At 67.5% G+C, this 20,301-nt stretch carries 17 protein-coding genes and 6 pseudogenes; 14 read left to right on the top strand and 9 right to left on the bottom strand.

The annotated features are described in order from the left end of the window. Positions 1 to 444: 444 nt before the first annotated feature. Positions 445 to 1,059 (bottom strand): superoxide dismutase family protein, encoded by a 615-nt coding sequence (locus M878_RS50595; protein WP_031227373.1) that lies wholly within the window; start codon positions 1,057 to 1,059, stop codon positions 445 to 447. A gap of 619 nt (positions 1,060 to 1,678) precedes the next feature. On the opposite strand from M878_RS50595, the gene M878_RS000000100925 reads away from it, so the two are divergent. The 4 genes from M878_RS000000100925 to M878_RS91250 all read left to right on the top strand — a co-directional run bounded on the left by M878_RS000000100925 (position 1,679) and on the right by M878_RS91250 (position 4,755). Then, positions 1,679 to 2,038 carry a hypothetical protein gene (locus M878_RS000000100925; protein WP_023553978.1) on the top strand — a complete coding sequence of 120 codons (360 nt, stop codon included), beginning with the start codon at positions 1,679 to 1,681 and terminating at the stop codon, positions 2,036 to 2,038. 15 nt (positions 2,039 to 2,053) lie between these two features. Continuing rightward, positions 2,054 to 2,710, top strand: coding sequence for a hypothetical protein (locus M878_RS91260; RefSeq protein WP_023553977.1), 657 nt, complete (start codon positions 2,054 to 2,056; stop codon positions 2,708 to 2,710). Positions 2,711 to 2,779: 69 nt separating this feature from the next. After that, positions 2,780 to 3,133 (top strand): hypothetical protein, encoded by a 354-nt coding sequence (locus M878_RS91255; RefSeq protein WP_023553976.1) that lies wholly within the window; start codon positions 2,780 to 2,782, stop codon positions 3,131 to 3,133. Between the two features lie 542 nt (positions 3,134 to 3,675). Beyond that, positions 3,676 to 4,755 carry an RICIN domain-containing protein gene (locus M878_RS91250; protein WP_023553975.1) on the top strand — a complete coding sequence of 360 codons (1,080 nt, stop codon included), beginning with the start codon at positions 3,676 to 3,678 and terminating at the stop codon, positions 4,753 to 4,755. A gap of 157 nt (positions 4,756 to 4,912) precedes the next feature. Here the strand turns inward: M878_RS91250 and M878_RS91245 are convergent. From M878_RS91245 to M878_RS000000100920, 3 genes and pseudogenes are all read right to left on the bottom strand, one after another. Further along, positions 4,913 to 5,752: pseudogene (locus M878_RS91245) on the bottom strand (IS5 family transposase); the annotation flags it as partial. Positions 5,753 to 5,772: 20 nt separating this feature from the next. After that, complete coding sequence (locus tag M878_RS91240; protein WP_245238459.1) at positions 5,773 to 6,117, bottom strand: cell division control 45 family protein; 345 nt, start codon at positions 6,115 to 6,117, stop codon at positions 5,773 to 5,775. Between the two features lie 68 nt (positions 6,118 to 6,185). Continuing rightward, positions 6,186 to 6,260, bottom strand: a pseudogene (locus M878_RS000000100920) (DUF6192 family protein); the annotation flags it as partial. Positions 6,261 to 6,649: 389 nt separating this feature from the next. On the opposite strand from M878_RS000000100920, the gene M878_RS91230 reads away from it, so the two are divergent. The 7 genes and pseudogenes from M878_RS91230 (at position 6,650) to M878_RS91210 (ending at position 14,931) form a co-directional block, all read left to right on the top strand. Then, a complete protein-coding gene (locus tag M878_RS91230) occupies positions 6,650 to 7,894 on the top strand; it encodes a tyrosine-type recombinase/integrase (protein WP_023553971.1) in 1,245 nt (414 codons plus the stop codon). Next, positions 7,891 to 9,867: pseudogene (locus M878_RS000000101625) on the top strand (site-specific integrase); the annotation flags it as partial. The gene M878_RS91230 and the pseudogene M878_RS000000101625, both read left to right, overlap by 4 nt. A 322-nt stretch (positions 9,868 to 10,189) precedes the next feature. Further along, positions 10,190 to 10,468, top strand: a pseudogene (locus M878_RS000000101620) (hypothetical protein); the annotation flags it as partial. Positions 10,469 to 10,615: 147 nt separating this feature from the next. Beyond that, positions 10,616 to 11,431, top strand: a complete 816-nt coding sequence (locus tag M878_RS50575; protein WP_023553969.1) for a tyrosine-type recombinase/integrase — start codon at positions 10,616 to 10,618, stop codon at positions 11,429 to 11,431. A gap of 482 nt (positions 11,432 to 11,913) precedes the next feature. Then, on the top strand, positions 11,914 to 13,941 hold the full coding sequence (locus tag M878_RS91220) for a tyrosine-type recombinase/integrase (protein WP_245238345.1): 2,028 nt from the start codon (positions 11,914 to 11,916) through the stop codon (positions 13,939 to 13,941). Beyond that, positions 13,928 to 14,389: a hypothetical protein gene (locus M878_RS91215; RefSeq protein WP_023553967.1), complete on the top strand. Its 462-nt coding sequence runs from the start codon at positions 13,928 to 13,930 to the stop codon at positions 14,387 to 14,389. Before M878_RS91220 ends, M878_RS91215 begins: the two co-directional genes overlap by 14 nt. Positions 14,390 to 14,436: 47 nt before the next feature. Beyond that, complete coding sequence (locus M878_RS91210) at positions 14,437 to 14,931, top strand: hypothetical protein (RefSeq protein ID WP_031227369.1); 495 nt, start codon at positions 14,437 to 14,439, stop codon at positions 14,929 to 14,931. A 122-nt stretch (positions 14,932 to 15,053) separates the two neighbouring features. Here the strand turns inward: M878_RS91210 and M878_RS98130 are convergent, their stop codons facing one another. The 3 genes from M878_RS98130 to M878_RS98125 form a co-directional block, all read right to left on the bottom strand. Beyond that, a complete protein-coding gene (locus M878_RS98130) occupies positions 15,054 to 15,203 on the bottom strand; it encodes a hypothetical protein (RefSeq protein WP_158692916.1) in 150 nt (49 codons plus the stop codon). Positions 15,204 to 15,342: 139 nt separating this feature from the next. After that, positions 15,343 to 15,972 carry a class I SAM-dependent methyltransferase gene (locus M878_RS91200; RefSeq protein ID WP_023553964.1) on the bottom strand — a complete coding sequence of 210 codons (630 nt, stop codon included), beginning with the start codon at positions 15,970 to 15,972 and terminating at the stop codon, positions 15,343 to 15,345. 86 nt (positions 15,973 to 16,058) lie between these two features. Next, a complete protein-coding gene (locus M878_RS98125) occupies positions 16,059 to 16,301 on the bottom strand; it encodes a hypothetical protein (protein ID WP_158692914.1) in 243 nt (80 codons plus the stop codon). On the opposite strand from M878_RS98125, the gene M878_RS91195 reads away from it, so the two are divergent. Continuing rightward, on the top strand, positions 16,288 to 16,731 hold the full coding sequence (locus tag M878_RS91195) for a DUF6262 family protein (RefSeq protein WP_023553962.1): 444 nt from the start codon (positions 16,288 to 16,290) through the stop codon (positions 16,729 to 16,731). The genes M878_RS98125 and M878_RS91195 overlap by 14 nt on opposite strands. A gap of 103 nt (positions 16,732 to 16,834) precedes the next feature. On the opposite strand, the pseudogene M878_RS97115 reads toward M878_RS91195, so the two are convergent. Then, positions 16,835 to 16,989, bottom strand: a pseudogene (locus M878_RS97115) (ISL3 family transposase); the annotation flags it as partial. Between the two features lie 596 nt (positions 16,990 to 17,585). On the opposite strand from M878_RS97115, the pseudogene M878_RS95815 reads away from it, so the two are divergent. Further along, a pseudogene (locus tag M878_RS95815) lies at positions 17,586 to 17,796 on the top strand (Crp/Fnr family transcriptional regulator); the annotation flags it as partial. 64 nt (positions 17,797 to 17,860) lie between these two features. Further along, positions 17,861 to 19,060, top strand: coding sequence for a family 2 encapsulin nanocompartment cargo protein terpene cyclase (locus M878_RS91190; RefSeq protein WP_031227368.1), 1,200 nt, complete (start codon positions 17,861 to 17,863; stop codon positions 19,058 to 19,060). Positions 19,061 to 19,437: 377 nt separating this feature from the next. On the opposite strand, the gene M878_RS91185 is transcribed toward M878_RS91190, so the two are convergent. Further along, positions 19,438 to 19,863, bottom strand: a complete 426-nt coding sequence (locus M878_RS91185) for a TetR/AcrR family transcriptional regulator (protein WP_023553959.1) — start codon at positions 19,861 to 19,863, stop codon at positions 19,438 to 19,440. Positions 19,864 to 20,301: the final 438 nt, after the last annotated feature.

Genomic DNA, 20,301 nt, shown 5'->3' with positions numbered 1-20,301 from the left:
CAACCCCCGCGATGGGAAGCATCCTGCGTATACCAGGAGTCACCCGAATTCCCTTCCAGGCATGGGTGACGGACATCTGCAGTCCCCCATGCACAGATGTAAAGCAAAAATAAGTGGTCAGGCGCGATGCTATTGCGGCGTCAGATTTGAAGGCAATGTGATGATCTTCCTTAGTCGTGCACGGAACCTCGACAGGTGAATCACCGTCACTCACAGCGGTGAACACGGCCAGGCGGCGGAGTAGCCGAGAGCGGTGCCCGGTTCCACCACGGTGGTGGCACGGACGGCCGCGGCGAGGGTGGCCAACAGGCTGCCGTCGGCTTACGCGTCCGCGTGCTTCGCGTCGCCGCCGGATCCAACGCCAGCCGGCCTGCTGACCTCGACCGGTTACGCTGCCGCTGTCCCGCCATGAGGGTGTTCGGGACTGCCGGGGCGTGGGATCGCCTACGAGAAGGGGGCGGTGAGGCAGGCGAGACGGTCGCCGGCCATGCCGGCCATGCCGGGTTCGGTGCTGGTGCGATTCGCGTGGATCACCACTGAGTTCGCCTGGCCCTTGCGGAAGGCCCACTTCACATGCGAGGTCATGGTGGCCTCGCCCTTGGCATTGGTCGTGAAGTCCAGCCAGACCTCGTTGTTCTTGTTGGCGTACGCGGGGTCGGCCCAGGGCTGCACCGGGTCCTTCTTGTCCTGGTAGTGCGGACCGGAGTCGGCGGGCTTCGCCCCGCACGCCTTGGCGTGCACGTGCGAACCGTACGTGCGGTTGGGCCGCAGCCCCGACACGGCGAGGGTGATCTCCCTCCCCCCGTCCTCGACCTTGGCCTTGATGATGGCCTGCGCCCCGGTCGGCACGAGGCCGGTGTTGTAGGTGACCCCTGCGGGCTGCTTACCGGAGGCTGCCGGGGCGGCGAACGCGGCCGAGGCCAGCACTGCGGCGCTGGTACCGGAACTCGCCGTGGCCGTCGGTGTCCCTGCCCCGGAAGCCGACGAGCCGGAGGAGCAGGCGGCCAAACCACCGGTCATCACCATCGCCCCCGCAAGAACCGCAACAAAATGGCGCATCTCAGCTCTCCTCGCGTACACCGCGACCCATGACCAGTCGGGACACCCGCTCCTCGCCGATGAGAACCCATCGGCAAGGACCGGGCGGATGGGGCCGCATGAGGCCCCTGGGCACGACATCCCAGGGGTGCTTCCACCCTCCCACCACCCGAGCCCCGCCCGCCCTCCCGGATATGCCGTCCAGGTGATGCAGGGCGGCGACCGCACGGACAGCCCTGGAGAGCCCGATGCGCGCCAGGCCCTACGCAGAGTCGTTGGTGTGCCTGCGGTTCGTTCTCCTTGATGAGTGTCCCGGCAATTCCGAGTCGTGGTTCCTCGCCCGCTGCTTCGACGCCCTGCTCGCTGCCGGGGTGCGCGGCGTGGTCTCGTTCGCCGACCCTGTGCCGCGCGGACCGCGTCCGGTGCCATGGTCATGCCTGGGCACGTCGGGACGATCTACGCGGCGACGAACGCGGTGTACGCCGGCCGGGCAACCGCCCGCACCTCCCCGCCCTCTGCCCCTACCCCAAGCGGCCCGACCCCGAGCCCGCAGCGATCTGGGCGTAGCCGTCCGCCTTGGACCGCACGCCGTCCTGCGCACCCAGTCCCACCGCCCACTCATCGACTCACGGGAGCTGACATGCCCTCTCGTACCGCCAACCACCTGTCCGCCGCACCCGACCTGACCTCCTACGATCTCCTGGCACCCCAACTGTCCGGCGGCAAGGACAGCGCGGCCATGATGGCCGTGTTCATGGAAGCCGCCCGGAGCGCCGGCGTCGACGACCGGGTGATCTCCTACCACTCCAGCCTCGGAGTGCTGGAGTGGCCGCCCGTGGTCTTCGACGGCATCCGCTACCCTGGGGTGTCCGAGCTCGCCGCGCTGCAGAGTGCCGCCTTCGGTGTACCGGCCGACCGGCACGTCGAGGTCACCCGCACGATGCCGGGTCCGGACGGCACTCGAATGCCGCACAGCCTGCTGACCGAGATTGCCGCCTAGGGGCGTTTCCCCCGCATGGGCAGCCCGTACTGCCGCAAGGCCGCGAAGGAGAGCGTGGTCTCCAGCGCCTGGACGCCGATCGTCAGCCGCCTGAAGCGCGAGCTCGGCCGCCCGGTACGGATCCTGAAGGTCATGGGCCTGCGTAGCGACGAGGGACCTGACCGCAAGAAGCGCCCGGCCTTCCGTACGGTGCAGGTCAACGGAGCGCGGATCGTGGACGAGTGGCTGCCTGTCAAGGACTGGTCGACCGCCGCCGTCAAGGACTGGCACACCGACGCGCCGGTGCCATACTCCTGGACGTACGATTCCGTACCCGGCACCGGCGACTGGCTGGGCAACTCCCGCTGTTCCTGTGCGCTCTGCGGATTCGCCTCCCGGCGCGACCTGCTGCTGTCCGTCGGCCGCAGGCCGCGGCTGGCCGACCTGTACGCCGAGGTCGAGCGGGTGCGGGGCGACAGCTTCCGCGCGGACTGGCGCATCACCGACCTGATCCGGCACGCCGAGCAGTGCGGGGCTCCCGACCCCGGCGTCGTCTGCCCGGACGACGGCCCGGAATTCACCGCCCTCAAGATGCAGGTACGGGCGGCGCTGCAGAAGGAACCCCGCAAGGAACCCAAACTGGCGCGCCGCGCCGGCCGCGCCCTGTGCGACGGCTGCACCGTTCACAGCTGATGACCACCGGCCGCGCCGGGGGAAGCCCACGGCGCGGCAGGCGCCCCTACAGTGGATGAGGAAATGGCCATGGAGATGAACCCCACCGCCCTGCTGCTCGATCTGACAGCCCGGGCCCAGATCGTGAGCGACCCGGACGTGCTGCGCGACTTGCTGTCTGCGGGCCACCGGGCCTGGTGCGAGGGCGTCGCCGACGTCCAGACCGGTGTTGACCGGGAGACCTCGAGCCTGTCCGATGCCGAACTCGCAGAGCGGTGCACCGCTGCAGGCGAGCCGTGGGAGGAGGGCATGACGCGTGGCGAGGCGATCTCCGCTCTCGCGTTCGTGACCTGGGACGCCGCGCCGGCCGCCATGGCCTACACGGAGCTGGCGGAGCGCGCGGCAGGCTTCGGGGTGTGCCTGCTGGGCGAGGAAGTGCTGTAGAAACCGTCTTTGAACCTTCTGCAAGACCGTGTCGTCAGCGTCGGAGGACGCTGACGGCATGGTTCCTTCCCGGGATGGGGTGTCCTCGCAGCCCTTCGGGGTGACGAGGTAGGGGCCGACCCACTTGACCGAGGTATCAGGCCGATGGTGGCTGCTTGGGTCCCGAGCAGGTTGGCAAGTTCTCCGCTGGTCCAGCCTGTGGCCGAGAGGCGTGGGTTCGAATGCGCATGCGGTCCTGTCGCAAGTTTGCGGCCTAGCCACCTGAGGCTCCTTGCGGGTCTCTGAGGCGCCGGACGAGGTATCGCAAACATGGTCAGTGAGCAGGTTTGGGCATATCCAGACAGGCGTTGCGTGGCGAGAAGAATCATCGCTCTTTGCAATCGGGCGACCGCTGTCAGTGTTCGGCGGTAGCTTTCCACCGCCGATGCGATGGCCCATCAGGTCGAGTGCTGGAGCGGGCACGTTCGGCATCACAGGCGCAGTCTGTGACTTCTCGGTTGCCCGCAGACAGCCTCGTGCGGGCTCAGCAGGAGGGGAATACCGTGGCATTCACGCCAGGTAGGACGTACCGGATCCGCAACAAGGTGAGCAACGGCCTGGTTGTGACACCCAAGAACTGGGCTTCAGGCGAGACCCAGCTCCAGATCTATCCGCTGCAAAGCGATGGCAACCGCATCCGGCAGGTCTGGCACGTGATGCCGCTGGACAACGACGACGTCATGATCGTCAACAAGAAGACCGGCCTCTGCGTCAACGTCCACCAGAACAGCACGGCTCCGTCGATGGGCGTGCAGCAGTACGACATCCAGTCGCCCGCAGTAGCCTCCTCACAGAAGTGGATGCTCAGGCCCGCGACAAGCGGCTACTACACCGTCGTCAACAAGAAGAGCGGTCTCGAACTGACACCCCAGAGCTGGGGCACGTCGCCGTCGACCAACCTGCAGCAGTACACCCCCGGTGAGCCGGGCAAGCGTGAACATCAGTATTGGGCGCTGGAGGTGGAGGACGAGTACCCGCAGATCACGGGCCTCAGGCCGATCGACAGGGACCCTAACGACATCGGCGACGTCATCCGGCTCGCAGGCTTTACGGAGCCCCCGCGGGACACCACACCGGAGGTGCTGATCGGCCAGCTGGCCGTGCCCTTCTTCACGATCGGGGACTCCTCACCCCAGTGGCAGGTCGACAACAGCCCGTACTACATCCTCAAGCGCTACGGCTACTGGCAGAAGGTGTTCTTCTACGAGCACCCTGGCACCAGCAAGGTCACGAAGACGAAGAAGGTCACGGTCGGCCTGACAACGAGCACCGGCAAGACGGTAGAAGAGACGACCGGCATCTCGGTGACCGCTGAGGCGTCGTTCGCCTACAAGGGCTTCTCCGCTTCCCTGAGCACCACCTACAGCCGCGAGCTGAAAGTCACCACCTACACCGGCGAGGTGCACGAGCACTCCACCGAGGAAACGATCGAACGGGAGTACCAGGCCGACGGCGTAAGGGTCGCCGAGTGCCTCTGGTACCGGGGAGACCGCTACACCGTGGAGCGCATGGACGGCACCAAGGTCCTGGAATGGAACACCCTTAACCCGGCCGTCGAGGTGCTGGACGGTTACCGGGGCTGACGCCTCGCCGGCACCCGCAGCGCCTGCAACATGCAGCGGCCTCGGGTGGGGCGTCCGGATGGAGCCGGACGCCCCACCCGAGGCGATCAGGGCGGATCGGCTCTGAGAAACGCCCGTCATCAGGGCGAGGTGACTGGGGTCAAGCGGCTCGAAGTGCGGCCTGTGGGCGTGGCGCCGCGGCATTGGGGTGGATGGGTTGCCGGGTGAGCCGGCGGGTCATCAGGGTAATGGCCGCGAGGGTGAGCATCGCCTCGGAGTGCTGGGGCAGCGTCTCGTAGTCCCGCGCGTTCCGTCGGGCGTGGAGCAGCCATGCCAGTGACCTCTCCACCACCCACCTGCGCGGCAGGACCACGAACCGCTTCGCGTCCTTGGGTCTGCTCACCGTTTTGAGCGTGAGGTGGAGGAAGGACTTGGCCCAGTCGACGAGCGTGCCGGCGTAGGCCGAGTCGGCCCAGACGATGGTGATCTCGGGGTGCATCAGCCGCAGCCGGAACAGGGCTTCGCGGGCCGCGACGCTGTCGTGCATATCGGCCGGGGTGACCATGACGAACAGCGGCAGGCCCTTGGTGTCCACGACGATATGGCGCTTCCTGCCCGGGATCTTCTTCCCCGCGTCATACCCGGATGTGGAGCGCGGCACGGTGGCGGCGACCTTGACCGACTGCGAGTCGATCACCACAGCCACCGGGTGCGGGGAGGTACCCATGCTCTTCCGGATGCGGCGCCGCGGCTGGTCGCGGATGAGGTTGAAAACCCCGGCCGCGGACCAGCGAGTGAGGAACCCGAACACCGTCTTGAAGGGCGGGTAGTCCTGCGGCAGGGCACTCCACTTGCATCCTGTGTCGACGATATAGCGCAGGGCGTCGACGATCTCGCGCCGGGGATGTGCCTCCGGGCGGCCGCCGCGCTGGGTCTGGCAGGCCGGCACCGTCAGCAGCCGTTCGATGAGAGACCACTCAAGATCGGTGGTGTCAGAGGGGTAGCGGCGCTGCCTCATTGCGTCCGCCTCCCATTTTGTCAGGCGATCAGGTCGAGGGTGGACTCGACGGAGTTGAGCTGGGCGACGATGTGGCGCAGGCGTTTGTCGTCCGGGTCCAGGGCGGCGTGCGGGGCGATGGTGCCGGTGATCAGGCGGCGGACCTCGGTGAGCAGCACATGCACCCGGGCCGTCTCGTAGGCCTCCAGGTCGTCCGGGTCGGCGGTGAACTGGTATCCGTCCGCGCGGGTGTAGATCACCGGTGGCCACCCCTTCTTCGTGATGGTGTCGCGCATCATCGCCAGCCCCGAGCCCACCTGGCCGCGGGTGAGTTCGGTGGCCCGCATCAGCTGGGGCATGTGGAGCCCGGCCGGACGGGCCTGCATCAGCACCCGCCAGATCACTTCCGCGTGTTCGCGTGCCGCATCGCCCCGGCGCTGGGACCGGAACACGGCTACTCGCCTCGCAGCAGTTTCGCCAGTTCCTCGTCCACGTCGACCTCGCCGGTGTCCACGGCCGTGGTGATCCACTCACAGGCGGCTTCTCTGAACTAAGAACTGCAGCCTGTTGCCCTGTCATGGAGTCGCGACTTCGCTCGTCCGTGTGGCGATCTGCCCGAAGGTCCGCATGCCGAGGTGCACGACGGTCGACCTTCGCCGCTCCTCCGTGTCCAGTTGGTTGAGCTTCTCCTCTGCGCCGGCCAGGCTGACTCGGAGTCCTTAGACCTCCCCGAGCCACCCCTCCCGTTCCGCTTCGGCGACCCGGGCGATGAGGTTGTCGCGGATCTCGACAAGGCGGGGACGCTGGGTCGGATCCGGGCGGAGCATCGGGCAGCGGACGCCCCATTGACTGAACGAACACTGGGATTTTCCCAGTTCAGAGGGAAGACGGTCTCTGTAGTCGCTACGGTCACCGGTCGTGACGAACGATGCGCCCGAGCGCGATCTGGCCGCGTTGGCGGTTCCTCGGTGGGGTCGGCTGGTGGAGACCGGCGACCGGTACGAGCCCTATCGGCTCCTCGATGCCGATGGTGCGACCGTGGAGCCGGTCGCGGTGTACTTCCAGGAACTGCTGGCGGCTGGCAAGGCTCCGTCGACGGTTCGCTCCTACGGGATGGATCTGCTCCGGTGGTGGCGGTTCCTTCAGGCCGTGGACATCTCCTGGGACCGAGCGAGCCGGGTCGAGGCCCGGGATTTCAGTCGCTGGATTCAGCTGACGGCCAAGCCCGGAAGGTGTAACACTGCGAAGCGCCGGTGGGTACCGAGCGGAACCGGCCCGAACCCCGTGACCGGCAAGCCGACGGTCGGGCCCGGCTATGCCCCGACTACCGTCGCGCACAGCGAGACGGTGCTGCGACGCTTCTATGACATCCACCGCGACGCCGGCACCGGGCCTTTGCTCAACCCGTTCCCGCTGGACTTGTCGCGCCGCTCGGGCCGCGCGCACGCACACCACAATCCGATGGACGGGTGGAAACCCGAGCGCGTGGGCCGCTACCGGCCCAGCCTTCCGCGGCGGATCCCACGCTCCACTCCCGAGGAGTGGTTCAACAAGCTGTTCGCCGCCCTGCCCTCGCATCGCGACCGGGCTCTGGTCGCGTTCTGGATCTCCATCGGGGCCCGGGCCTCGGAGCTGCTCGGCATCCGACAGCGCGACGTCGACCCCGGCCAGCAGCTGGTCAGCGTGATACGCAAGGGCTCGCGGGCAGTCCAACAAGTGCCGGCGTCGGCGGACGCGTTCGTCTGGCTGCGGCTGTATCAGCAGGAGATGCACGGGCAGGTCCCACACGGTCGTACGCAGCCGGTGTGGTGGACACGGCGACGCCCGATTCGGCCGCTGACCTACCACGGTGCCCACCGGATGTTCGAGCGAGTGAACGCCTCGCTTGGCGCGGACTGGACGCTGCACGATCTGCGGCACAGCGCGGCCGCCCGAATGGTGCGCGACCCGAAGCTGACCCTGGCCGACGTGCAGTGGGTGCTCGGACACGCGCATCTGTCCGCCACGGAGGTATATCTGACGCCGCACAAGGACGAGGTCGTGTCCGGCGTGCTGGCCTACCACGCGCGCCGGGCCCGGGAGGACGTGCAGCCGACGCCTCCACCGCCAGCACCAGGTTACGACCAGGCGTCGCTGGACGTGCTGTTCGGACGCTCGTCATGAACCTCGTCAAGCACTCCACGCGCACGCCGCTGAAGGTCGCGAACGCGACCGCGGAGCAGGCCCAGGCGCGGAATGGCCAGTTGCGGGAGCGGTTTCCGCCCCGGCCACCGGATTGTCGGTGGCTGCACACCACACAGTCGCTGGAGGAGACCCTGCGGCGGCTGACGGCACCGCCGTTCCTCCCGGCGGCCAACGGAACCCGAGCCGGACGTCGCCGCGGGGTGACCAAAGTGCTGCGCTGGCTGTCCAGCCTGCCCGGGGATACCTGGCAGGAGCGATGGAAGGCTTCCGGGGCGGAAGACCGGCCCGGGGCCGCCTGGGTGGAGATCCCGTTGCAGTGGCTGCGCGAGCACGGGCCCTCACCGTCCCATGACCGCGAGGACCTGCCTTCCGGGCTGCTCATGCTCATCTGCGGAGACGTCATCCGTCCCGGCCTGCCGTGGATGCTCACCCGCACCCACCGGTATCTCGCCTCCGCGATGGCCGAGATCCGGGATCCGGACGGGTTCACGCGCCTGCACCAGCTCTCCGCGGCAGGACCGGCCAGCTCGCGCACGGACGCCCAGATCGCCGCGACACGGATCGCCACCATCCTGGCCTGCAAGGGCGGAACGATCGACGACATCACGGTCGGCGACTGTGTGGAACTCATTGATACCCAGCGTCAGGTGCACGCCCGCGGCGGACAGAAGAAGGTCGACTTCTACCTGCGGCTGCGGGACCTCAAGGTCTTCCCCGAGGATGCCCCGGCCACGATCCGAGCCTTCGGACTCGCCCTGGGCCAGCTGAGTGTCGAGGAACTGGTGGACCGCTACCGGATCCAGTGCCGACCAGCACGCAACCTGCTGGTCGACTATCTGCGCGAGCGTCAGCCGTCGCTGGACTTCGCCAGCCTGGACGCGATCTCGCGCACGCTCGCCGGTCTGTTCTGGGCCCGGATCGAAGCCCTGGCCCCGGGGATCGACACGCTACGGCTGCCGCCGGCAGTGGCCCGCGCTTGGAAAGAGGATTTGAAGGTCAAGAAGCGTACGGTCACCGGACCCGACGGCAAGAGCGTCGAGGTCTCCAGCCCGCGCCTGAATGCCAAGGACGAGCTCATGCGCGTCCGCGCCTTCTACCTGGACATCGCGCAATGGGCTGCCGAGGAACCGACCCGCTGGGGGCCCTGGGCCGTGCCTTGCCCGATCAGCGAAGACGAGATCCACAAGGCGAAGGAACGCAAGCGGCGCAAAGCCCGGATGGACCAGCGCACCCGCGAGCGGCTGCCCGTCCTGCCCATCCTGGTCAGCACTGCCGACCGGCGGCGACGCACAGCCGCCGGCCTGCTCCAGGCGGCACGGAACACCGAGCCCGGGGCCGTCATCCCCGGCACCGATCCTGCACTGCGAAGAGCCCTCGTCCCCAAGGCCGCAGGCCATCTCACCTGGGCCGAGGAGACGTACAGCAGACGCCGGCGGAACCTGACCTACGAAGAAGAGGAGGCATTCTGGGCCTTCTCCGCGATCGAGGTCTTGCGCCTGACCGGCGTGCGCAACGAGGAGCTCCTGGAGCTGACGCACCACAGCATCACCCAGTACCGGCTCCCGTCCACCGGCGAGGTCGTGCCACTGCTGCAGATTGCTCCGTCCAAGACCGACACCGAGCGGCTTCTGCTGGTCAGTCCCGAACTCGCCGACGTCCTCAGCGCCATCATCAACCGACTGCGCGGTCCCACCGGGTCCATTCCGCTGGTGGCCGCCTACGACGTCCGCGAGAAGGTCTGGAACCCGCCGATGCCGCTGCTGTTCCAACGAGGCATCGGCTCCGAACACCGTGCCTTCACCCCGACCGCGCTCCGGAAGCTGCTGATCAACGCACTGGCCGCCACCGGTCTGACCAATGCCGACGGCGAGGCACTCACCTTCTCACCCCACGACTTCCGGCGGATCTTCGTCACCGACACCATCATGAACGGCCTGCCTCCGCACATCGCCCAGGTGTTCTGCGGGCACAAGAGCATCGACACCACGATCGGATACAAGGCGGTCTATCCCGCCGAAACGATCGAGGCCCACCGGGCCTTCATCGCCCGCCGGCGATCCACCCGCCCCAGCGAGGAGTACCGGACCCCGACCGAAGAGGAGTGGGACGCCTTCCTCGCACACTTCGAGAAGCGAAAGGTGTCCATCGGCACCTGCGCACGCGCCTTCGGGACCCCGTGCATTCATGAGCACGCCCCGTTGACTGAACGGACCACATTGATTGTGCAGTTCAGGGCACGGGTGAGGTCGTCGCCCAGTACGGTCTGCGGTCGTGATGAACGATGGTGTGCCCGAGCGGAATCTGTCGAGGTTGACCGTTCCTCGGTGGGGTCGGCTGGTGGAGACCGGCGACCGGTACGAGCCCTACCGGCTCGTCGACGCCGACGGCGCGGCCGTGGTGCCTGCCGCAGTGTTCTTCCAGGAACTGCTCGCAGCCGGGAAGACGGCGGCGACCGTCCGCTCGTATGGCATGGACCTGCTGCGGTGGTGGCGGTTCCTGCACGCGGTCGAGGTGCCGTGGGATCGAGCGACACGCGTGGATGCTCGGGATTTCAGCTGTTGGATTCAGCTGGCGCTCAAGCCGCGAGCGACCGCAGCCAGGCGGCGGTCGGCCCGTACAGTCGGCGCCCCGAACCCGGTGACTGGGAAAACGAGCCCTGGGCTCGGCTATGCCCCGTCGACCGTCGCCCATAGCGAGACGGTGCTGCGCAAGTTCTACGACCTTCACCGTGATGCCGGATCCGGGCCGTTGCTCAACCCGTTCCCGCTGGACCTGGCTCGTCGTTCCGGCCGTGCGCACGCACACCACAACCCGATGGAAGCCTGGGCGCCAGAGCGGACCAGCCGCTACCGGGCCACGGCTCCGCGCCGGATTCCGCGCTCGATCCCGGACGAGTGGTTCAACTCGCTGTTCGCGGCGCTGCGGTCGAACCGGGACCGGGCGATGATCGCGTTTTGGATCTCCAGCGGAGTCCGGGCCTCAGAGTTGATCCGCGTCCGGCAGTGCGACGTCGACCCTGGGCAGCAGCTGATCAGCGTTGTGCGGAAGGGCTCCCGGGCCCGGCAGCAGGTACCGGCCTCCGCAGATGCGTTCGTGTGGCTGCGGCTCTACCAGCAGGAGCTACACGGGCTGGTGCCACGGGGCCGAACACAGCCAGTGTGGTGGACGGTGCGGCGTCCGTTTCACCCGCTGACCTACCACGGGGCCCACCGCATGTTCGAGCGGGTGAACGCCACCTTCGGCGCGGACTGGACCCTTCACGACCTTTGGCACAGCGCCGCCGCCCGGATGGTGCGCGACCCGGCGCTGACGCTGACCGACGTGCAGTGGGTCCTCGGGCACGCGCATCTGACCACGACCGAGATCTACCTCGCGCCGCGCCAGGACGAGGTCGTGGCCGAGGTGCTGGCCCACCACGCCCGGCGGGCAGACCGGCTCGCCGAGCCGGTGTCTCCGCCTCCAGCGCCCGGCTACGACCCTGAAGCCTTGGACGTGCTGTTCGGGCGGTCTTCATGACCAGCACCACGAAGCACTCGACGCGCCGCCAACTGCAGACCGCGAATGCAACAGTCGAACAGGCCCGGGCGCGTAACAACGTGCTGCGGGAACGCTTCCCGCCCCGCTCTGCGGAGGCATGGTGGCCGGCGACAGAGCAGTCAGCGGACGAGGTGCTGCGTCGGCTGACGGCGCCACCCTTCTTGGCTGCCGCGAACGCCAGCAGGGCCGGGCGGCGGCGCGGGGTCGCCAAGCTTCTGCGCTGGCTGTCCAGCATCCCGGGGGATACCTGGCAGCAGCGGTGGAAGGCCAGTCGCGCCGAGGAGATCCCCGGCGCGGACTGGACAGATCTCCCGCTGCGCTTCTTGCACGAGAGTGGGCTGTCGCCGTCGTATGAGCGCGGTGACCTGACCTCCGGGCTGTTGATGCTGGCCTGCGGCGATGTCATCCGTCCCGACCTGGCCTGGATGCTCACCCGCACCCACAAGCACCTTGCTCCCGTCATGGCCGAGGTCCGCGACCCCGAGGGGTTCGCACAGCTGGCACAGCTGGCCGAGTCCGGGCCGGCCAGCGCCCGAGGCGAGGCCACCATCGCGGCGACCCGGATCGCCATGATTCTGGCCTGCAAGGGCGGGTCGATCTCGAGCATCACCGTCGGCGACTGCGTGGAGCTGGTCGACACCTTGCGCCAGGTCCATGTCCGCGGGGGTCAGCGCAAAGTCGACTTCTACCTTCGACTGCGGGCCTTGGGAGTCTTCCCTGAGGACGCCCCGGCCACAATCCGGGCGTTCGGGCTTGCCGCCGGCCGGCTGAGCATCGAAGAACTCGTGGATCGCTATCCGATCCGGTGCCGCCCGGTCCGCGACCTGATCGTGGACTACCTGCGCGAACGGCAGCCGTCGTTGGACTACACCAGCCTGGACGCGGTCTCGCGAACCCTGGCCGGGCTGTTCTGGACCCGGATCGAAGCGCTCTCACCAGGCATCGACTCCCTGCGGCTGCCACCGGCACTGGCTCGCGCCTGGAAGGCAGACATCGCCACCAAGAAACGCACCACGATCGGTCCGGACGGCACCGCCATTGAGGTCGCCAGCCCCAGGCTGAACGCCAAAGACGAGCTCATCCGCGTCCGCGCCCTCTATCTTGACATCGCCCACTGGGCGGCGGAAGAGCCGGCCCGCTGGGCACCGTGGGTGGTGCCCTGCCCGATCAGCGACGACGAGATCAGCAAGGCCAAAGACCGCAAACACCGCAAGGCCCGGATGGACCAGCGCACCCGCGACCGGCTTCCCGTCCTTCCGGTGCTGACCGACACCGTCGACCGCAGGCGACGCGCCGCAGCCGAACTACTTGCCGCCGCCGAGCACACCCGGCCCGGGGACCTGATCCCCGACACCGCCGGAGCCTTGCGCAGAGCCGTCGCGCCCAAGGCCGCCGGGCACATGACCTGGGCCGAGGAGACCTCGACCGGACGGCGGCGGAATCTCACCTACGAGGAGACTGAAGCCTTCTGGGCCTTCGCCGCGATCGAGGTCCTACGCCTGACCGGCATCCGCAATGAGGAACTCCTGGAGCTGACCCACCACAGCGTCACCGAATACCGGCTCCCGAGCACCGGCGAAGTCGTGCCCCTGCCGCAGGTCGCCCCGTCCAAGACCGACAGCGAACGGCTCCTGCTGGTCAGCCCAGAACTGGCGGACGTCCTTTCCACCATTGTCCGCCGCCTGCGAGGAGGCAGCCGTGCGATCCCGCTGGTAACTTCCTACGATGTCCACGAGCGGGTCTGGAACCCGCCGATGCCGCTGCTGTTCCCGCGCGATATCGGCACCGAGCACCGCGCTTTCACTCCGACCGCGCTCCGCAAGCTTCTGATCAACGCGCTGGCCGCCACGGGCCTGACCGATGCCGGCGGAGAACTGCTCGTCTTCTCCCCGCACGACTTCCGCAGGATCTTCGTGACGGACGCCATCATGAACGGTCTGCCACCGCACATCGCGCAAGTGCTCTGCGGGCATCGGAGTCTTGATACGACGATGGGCTACAAGGCGATCTACCCGGCTGAGACCATCGAGGCCCACCGCGCCTTCATCGCCCGTCGCCGGGCCAGTCGGCCCAGCGAAGAGTATCGGACGCCGACCGAGGAGGAATGGGACGCTTTCCTCGCGCACTTCGAGAAGCGCAAGGTCTCCATCGGCACCTGCGGTCGCGCTTTTTCAAGCCCTTGTGTTCATGAACACGCTTGCGTTCGTTGCTCGCTTCTCCGGCCGGACCCGGCCCAGCGCGGCCGGTTGGAGGAGATCCGCGACAACCTCGTCGCCCGCATCGCCGAGGCCGAGCGCGAGGGCTGGCTCGGGGAGGTCGAAGGGCTCCGGGTCAGCCTGGCTGGAGCCGAAGACAAACTTGCTCAGATGGGCCGACGAGCTTCCGGCGGTACGGCGATCGACCTCGGCATGCCGCGCATAGCCGCAGCTCAACCCACCCAGGCGGAGGGAACGGCTTCGCTGACACAATCACTGGATGACCAGCAATGACATCCGGTTCGACTGCCAGCACCGTGGCGACGGCGGCCCGCTCGTGATCGTCCCCCGCATCGACGGAACACCACTCACCGAGCTGGTCGACGGGTTCGAGATCGCCGCCGGGATGCAGCCCGCAGGCGACGCCTACGGCGGTCTGATCCCGGAGTTCTTCCGGTTCGGCCCGATGCAGGATCACTTCCTCGGACGGTCCACCAACACGATGGGGCCGAAGACACCCGTTCTCGGTTGTGAATGCGGCGAGTGGGGATGCTGGCCCCTCATGGCCCGCATCACCGCGACGGCCGACTTCGTGACCTGGGACGCCTTTGAGCAACCGCACCGCAAGGCCCGCGACTATGTGGCATTCGGCCCGTTCCAGTTCGACCGTCACCAATACGATGACGCTTTGCAAGCCCTGAGCGCGGAGATCGGCTCCAACGTCGACGACACGCGCGCATGAGCGCCACCAGGCGCGGCCTGCTGGGCTAAGGGATGGGGAAGCGGTTCATGGAAAGATTCGAGACGGAGAGTCTGGCGCTCATGCCTGGCCAGAAGGTGCAGGCCAGGGTCCTCAGCCATCACCCATGGGGTGTGCTCGTTGGAATCGTTGGTTACGAGAACGCTGGTCTGTCGGCCTCTATCGACATGATCCAGCAGTTCTCCCAGACCACGAGCAGCCACGACGAACTACTCGCGCTCTTTCCACCCATCGGTTCACAGATCGAAGCAGTGATCGAGCAAATCCACCGCTGGCATCCGCCGGTATCAGTGCGGCTCACCATCCGACCTGCTGACCTGGAGTCGCTGGTCTGGAGATGCGACTTCTGTGGTGAACCGATCACGTTGGGCCCAGGTGGAGACGCCCTCGTCCTGGACTCGCGCAGCAGCGACGGTCCAGGAAGCCACACCATCATCTCCCACCGGCACTGCCTGGCCGAGCGCATCCGCCCGGAGAACAGTGGAGAGCGGGCGCGAGCATTGAAGATCGGGAAGATGTGCTGAAGTCGTGAGGCCCGCGCCTACCGGCATGGATGAGCTCGACAGCCCATTCGGCGGGAACCAAGCGATAGTTCAGAGAAGCTTGTGTCAGATGCTCGCTCCTCCGACCTGACCCGGCCCAACGGTCACGGCTTGCCGACATCCGCGACAACCTGATCGCCCGAATCGCCGAAGCAGAACAGGACGGGTGGCTCGGTGAGATCGAAGGACTCCAAGTCAGCCTCGCCAGCGCAGAGGAGAAGCTCACCCAGCTCGATGCAGAGCAAATCCGTCAACGCCAAGTGCTCGATCTCGGCATGCCCCGCTTCAGCCAGATCGCGACACGAATCAGTACGGCAAGAGGACCCTCAAGTTAGGCGAGCCTCATCCATGCGGATGATCTACACGACCCCGACGCAGGCCACGACCCGCGCCCTACGGGCGGCGGGCCAGCAGATGGGTGTCGAGAAAGCCCCGCTCGGTCGCTGGGTCGTGGAGCAGCCGGGCGAACGTGACGAGTCCGGCCCCGGCCAGCAGCTCGGCGAACCGGTCCGCCGGCCAGCTATAGGCGGGCGTCACCTTGTGGTCGAAGCGGACCGGCTCCGGCCCCTCGGTCCCGAAGAAGGACACCAGGAGCAGGCCCCCTGGTGCCAGGACACGCACCTGCTCAGCGAGCAGCGCGGGCAATTCCCCAGGTGGGGTATGGATCATCGAGTAGTGGGCCAGCACTCCACCGAGCGCGCCGTCCTCGACCGGCAGGGCCTCCATTCGCGCTTCGCCGAACCGCAACGCCGGATGGGCCCGCCGAGCGTGGTCGACCATAGCCGGGGAGAGGTCGAGCCCAAAGGCGTCCAACCCCAAGTCATGCAGCATGGCCGTCAAATGACCAGGTCCACACCCAGCATCAGCCACCCGCAGGTTCCCCGTGCCACGCACGAGCTCGGCGAAGGTGCTGATCATGTTCCGCGCGAACGGCTGCGTCTCCAACCGATTAGCGAACATCGACGCATACAGCTCGACGACCCCGTCGTAGGCCGCCCTGGTCTCGTCCTGGTGTTTCAACACGGGAAGGAAACTAACACCCGTGCTGTTCGCAGCCGTTCTCCGGCCCCATACCGGCCCCTTCCGAGACTGGTCGTCCCGTCACCCGATCACGGGACGCCCCGGTAGTTCAGAGAAGCCTGCCTGACCTGCCCGATGTTCGTCACCACGCGGGACTTCTTGCCCAGCACCGCCAGCAGCGCCAGGAAGTCCTGCAGATCATCTCCGCCGCCGAGGCCCGCGGACAAGAGCGGCTCGTCCAGATGAACCAACAGGTCCTGGACAACCTCGACCGCATCATCACCGCCCTCGATCAGGACGAAGACACGGAGACGGCCGATGCGGGCTGACAACAGCGCACACCTCGTGACCTCGGCCCAGCGACGCCACGAGCTCACCCGCGCCAAGACCATCAAGACCCTGCGCGAACTCGACACCGCAGGCACCCCGGTGACCTTCGAAATCGTCGCCGGCCATGCGGGCGTCTCCCGTTCCTGGCTCTACACCCAGCGCGATATCCGAGCCGAGATCGAACGACTCCGGTCGCTCAACCGCCGAGCCCTGCCACCGACAACACCCGCACGCCAACGAGGAACGGAAGCCTCCCTCACTCGACGCCTCGAAATCGCCCTCGCCCGCAACCGCGATCTCACCAACGACAACCAACGACTCTGCCGTCAATTCGCCCGGGCACTCGGCCAACTCCGCGCGGCCGGCCTACCTGTCGCAGACGAAGGCGCCGCCGTCCCACGACACTCTTCGATCACGATCGGACCCTGCTGACACGGTTCCACAACCGCCTCGTCGTCTCGTCGACGACACTGTCCCCGACGAGACGACGCAGGTCACAGCCCTACTCAAATGATCAACTCAAGATAAGCAAGGGCAGAGCGAAGTCGTCTACACCGATCACACGGGGCACCCGCCCGGTGGGCAACGGGATCCGCCGCAGGGCGCGCAGGGCCGTGTGACCGACAGGCTCGCCGCCGATATCGCCAGCAACCGCGTCCCCGCCCGCCCCGCTACCTCCTTGACCACTGCCACGTGAACGCTTCCCGCGTAGCGGGTCCAGCCTGACCCGCGCCCTGCCGTTCACCCCCCTGCACTTCGCCGACCCTGCCGGGCCATGACCGGTCCGGCGGCTTGTCGCACCGCGGCGAGTCAGGGGCAACGGATCAGGGGATGATGTGGAAGGGCTCGTCCGTGGCGGATCCGTTGACGCCGGTCAGGACCTGGATGGTGCTGTCCACATCGGCGGTGTGAGGGCTTCAACTACCGTCGGCCGACTGGCCAGCGAGGTCATCCGCTCCTCGGTCGCACCGTTGTGCCCCTGAACTTCCTGCTGTGCGGTTTAAAGGGCACAAGCCCCCCTGATCGCATGAAAGTAGATACCAAAAAATCGATGAATCGTTACGGCTACGCTACTTTGCCCAGGCACGAGGCACTCCCAACTCATAAGCCGAGCACCACACGTTCACTGCACAAAGCAATTGTGTTGTTTCACGTTTCACCTTGCGTAGCGGGTTCCAAGCGGCCGGCCGGTCCGTTCCTGAGGCTCCTTCACCCCGTGGGCGCACTGACGGAGAGGATGAGCGATGACGGCCACAGCAGCCCCGCAGCTTCCTGAACAGCCCGCGCAGACGGGTGGACAGAAGCAGTCGGGTCTGCGTCACACCGGCGTCCCCGACCAGCACGAGCCCGGCCTGAACGTACGGGTTCATGGGCATCAATGACCAGGCGGTCATCTCCTACCTGGTCAGCACCTACTACTCGGCGGCCGTTCTCGTCCCCGACGCGCCGGGTGTCCTGAAGCTGGACAACGTCGAGGTCTACCGCAGGTCGTCCTGACACCGGCTGTATCCAGCGCTGGTCACGACACTCAGCATCACCCAGAGAACGGAGACGAGGACCGGTGTCACTGCTTTCCCGGATGACCGCGCGCACAGCAGACCCCGATGTGGCCAGGCTCGTGGCCACGCTGCTCTCCCACCGCCATGGCGTCCGCGCCGCTGCCCCAGGTGCGCTGCCCGGCACCGGCAGACTCTTCGCAGCCCACCCAGCGCTGAGCGGACCGACCGGGCTGGGCACCTCCGCCGCTCGCATCGCACCCGCCCGAGCAGCCCATGGCACCTCCCCGACGGAGCCGTCCGGCTCGCCCGATAGCGACCTCCCCGAGCTGTACTGTCCGCCACCGGTCCGCGACGACCCGGAACTCGGCGAACACGTTAACGACCGCCTCGTCCAGTGGGCCGAGGAAATCGGGCTCTACGCGGGACAGACCGACCGCATCCGCGCGGTGAACATCGGGCGCATGATGATGCTGGCCCACCCCGACAGCGACGACCCGGACCGGCTACTGGTGGCCGCGAAGTGCGCCTTGGCAGAGTGGGCCACGGACGATTACTACTGCGACGACGGGGCCGCGCCGGAACCCCTCGGTGCGCACCTCGGGATCGCCTACACAACCTTCGACCCCGCTCACCCCCCGCTCCGCTACCTGCCCGAACAGGAGAAGGTCCTGCGCAACGACCCCGTCCGGGTCGCGCTCCGCTCCGCCTTCGAGCACCTGGCCGAGATCGCGGACCATCCCCGGGTGGCGAGGCTGCGCCAGGAGGTCGCCGCCTTGTTCGTGGCCTACACCCACGAGGGCACCTGGCGCGTCCAGGAACGCATGCCAGCCGTCTGGGAGTACCTGGCGCACCGGCAGTTCAACAGCTTCCTGCCCTGCCTCGCGCTGATCGACGTCGTGGGAAGATATCGGCTCACCGAAGCCGAGTACGCCGACCCGCGAGTGCGACGCGCCGTGACGATGGCGGCCAACGCCAGCACGCTCGTCAACGACCTGTACTCGATGGGCAAGGAAGACCACGACCAGGGCGTGGAGTTCAACCTGCCTGTCGTGATCGCCGCGCACGAGCAGTGTTCCCCACCCGAAGCAGTCAAACGGAGCGTGGAGATCCACAACGAACTGGTACACACCTTCGAAGCGGAAGCCACCGCCCTGGCCCTCACCGGCTCCCCCGAGCTGCGCCGCTTCCTCACGGGAGTGTGGTCATGGCTCGGCGGCAACCGCGAGTGGCACAGGGGCACTGCCCGCTACAACAACACGTGACCCCTTCCGCCCCTGCCGAACCCGGCTCCGCGACACATGCGCCGCGCACCCGCAAGGACGTCGTCCAGGACCAGCAGTGCCGCGCCCTCTCCGGCACGTGGATCCGCCCCTACGACGGCAAGGTCTTCACCTCCGCCCGCCAGATCGACGTCGTCCCATTGGCCAACGCATGGCGTTCTGGCGCGGACGAGTGGGACACCGCGGCGCGGCTACTCCCGGGCGAACCGGTTGGCTTCAGCGGCTGTGCAGCAGCGACAGGAGAATGTCGTCGACGAGGGGCTCGAGGAAGCGTGGGCCGCATGTCTCGCCGGTGACGACGATCCGGTGCGCGATGATGGCCGGGGCGACCTCGGCGAACAGTTCGGCGGCGTGCGGCGTCAGGTGTTCGCCGTGCTCGACCGCCTTGCGCAGCGCTGGTCGGTCATCTCCGCCTCATCGCGCCGCAGAATGCGCCGTATTGTCGCGGCGAGCTTCGGGGCGCTGCGCATGCCGGCGAACAGTGCGCCGAGCAGCCCGACTTCCTGCTCGGCGATCTCCTGCGCCAGCCACTGCACGGTTGCCAGCAGATTCTCTCGGAGATCGCATGACCGGATGGTTGGCAAAGTACCGCTCGCTCGAGGGTCGATCGCCGCGGCCACCAGCGCGGCCTTGTCACGGTAGCGGCGGCGGACCGTCGTCTTGCCCACCCTGGCGCGGGCCGCGATCGCCTCGATGGGCAGCTGGCCGTAGCCGACCCCGGTCAGCAGACGCAGCGTCGCATCGAGGATGGCAACGGCACGCTTCGCGTCACGCGACCCGTCCATGACAGGTGCCTCGCCCGGAGCGGTGGCTCGCGACCGCCCTGTTGCTTCCGCCTGCACCTGCCCTCCTCACTCTCGCGATACGGCTTGCCGCCAAACACGACGGGACCGCAGCAGCTCAGCACACGCCTACGCCCAGCCCTGCCGGCAACCTGACCGGCCGGGCAAGGTGCTCAGAACCCATCTTTGAACCTCGGTGTGACTGAGCGTTGCGGTTGGCGGATGAGCGCTTGAGTTGGCGGGGCTGTGCGTCGGAGGTGGCGACTGGGGTCCCTCGCGCTCCTGAGCGGGGAAACCTTCCAGCAGCTGCCGGACGTCTCCCCGTGGGCCTGCTCCTGGGCGTCAGCGGGGTCTCGACACAACGACGAGCTTCGCCCGACGTAGTGGTGCCGGGTCGGCAATGGTTCTGTTCACCACCCAACAGCCGTCTCGCGCTCGGCG

The sequence above is a fragment of the Streptomyces roseochromogenus subsp. oscitans DS 12.976 genome (assembly GCF_000497445.1).
Classification (GTDB): Bacteria; Actinomycetota; Actinomycetes; order Streptomycetales; family Streptomycetaceae; genus Streptomyces; species Streptomyces oscitans.
The sequence above is the reverse complement of the archived record's forward strand: the minus strand, read 5'-3'. Positions and strand labels throughout refer to the sequence as shown.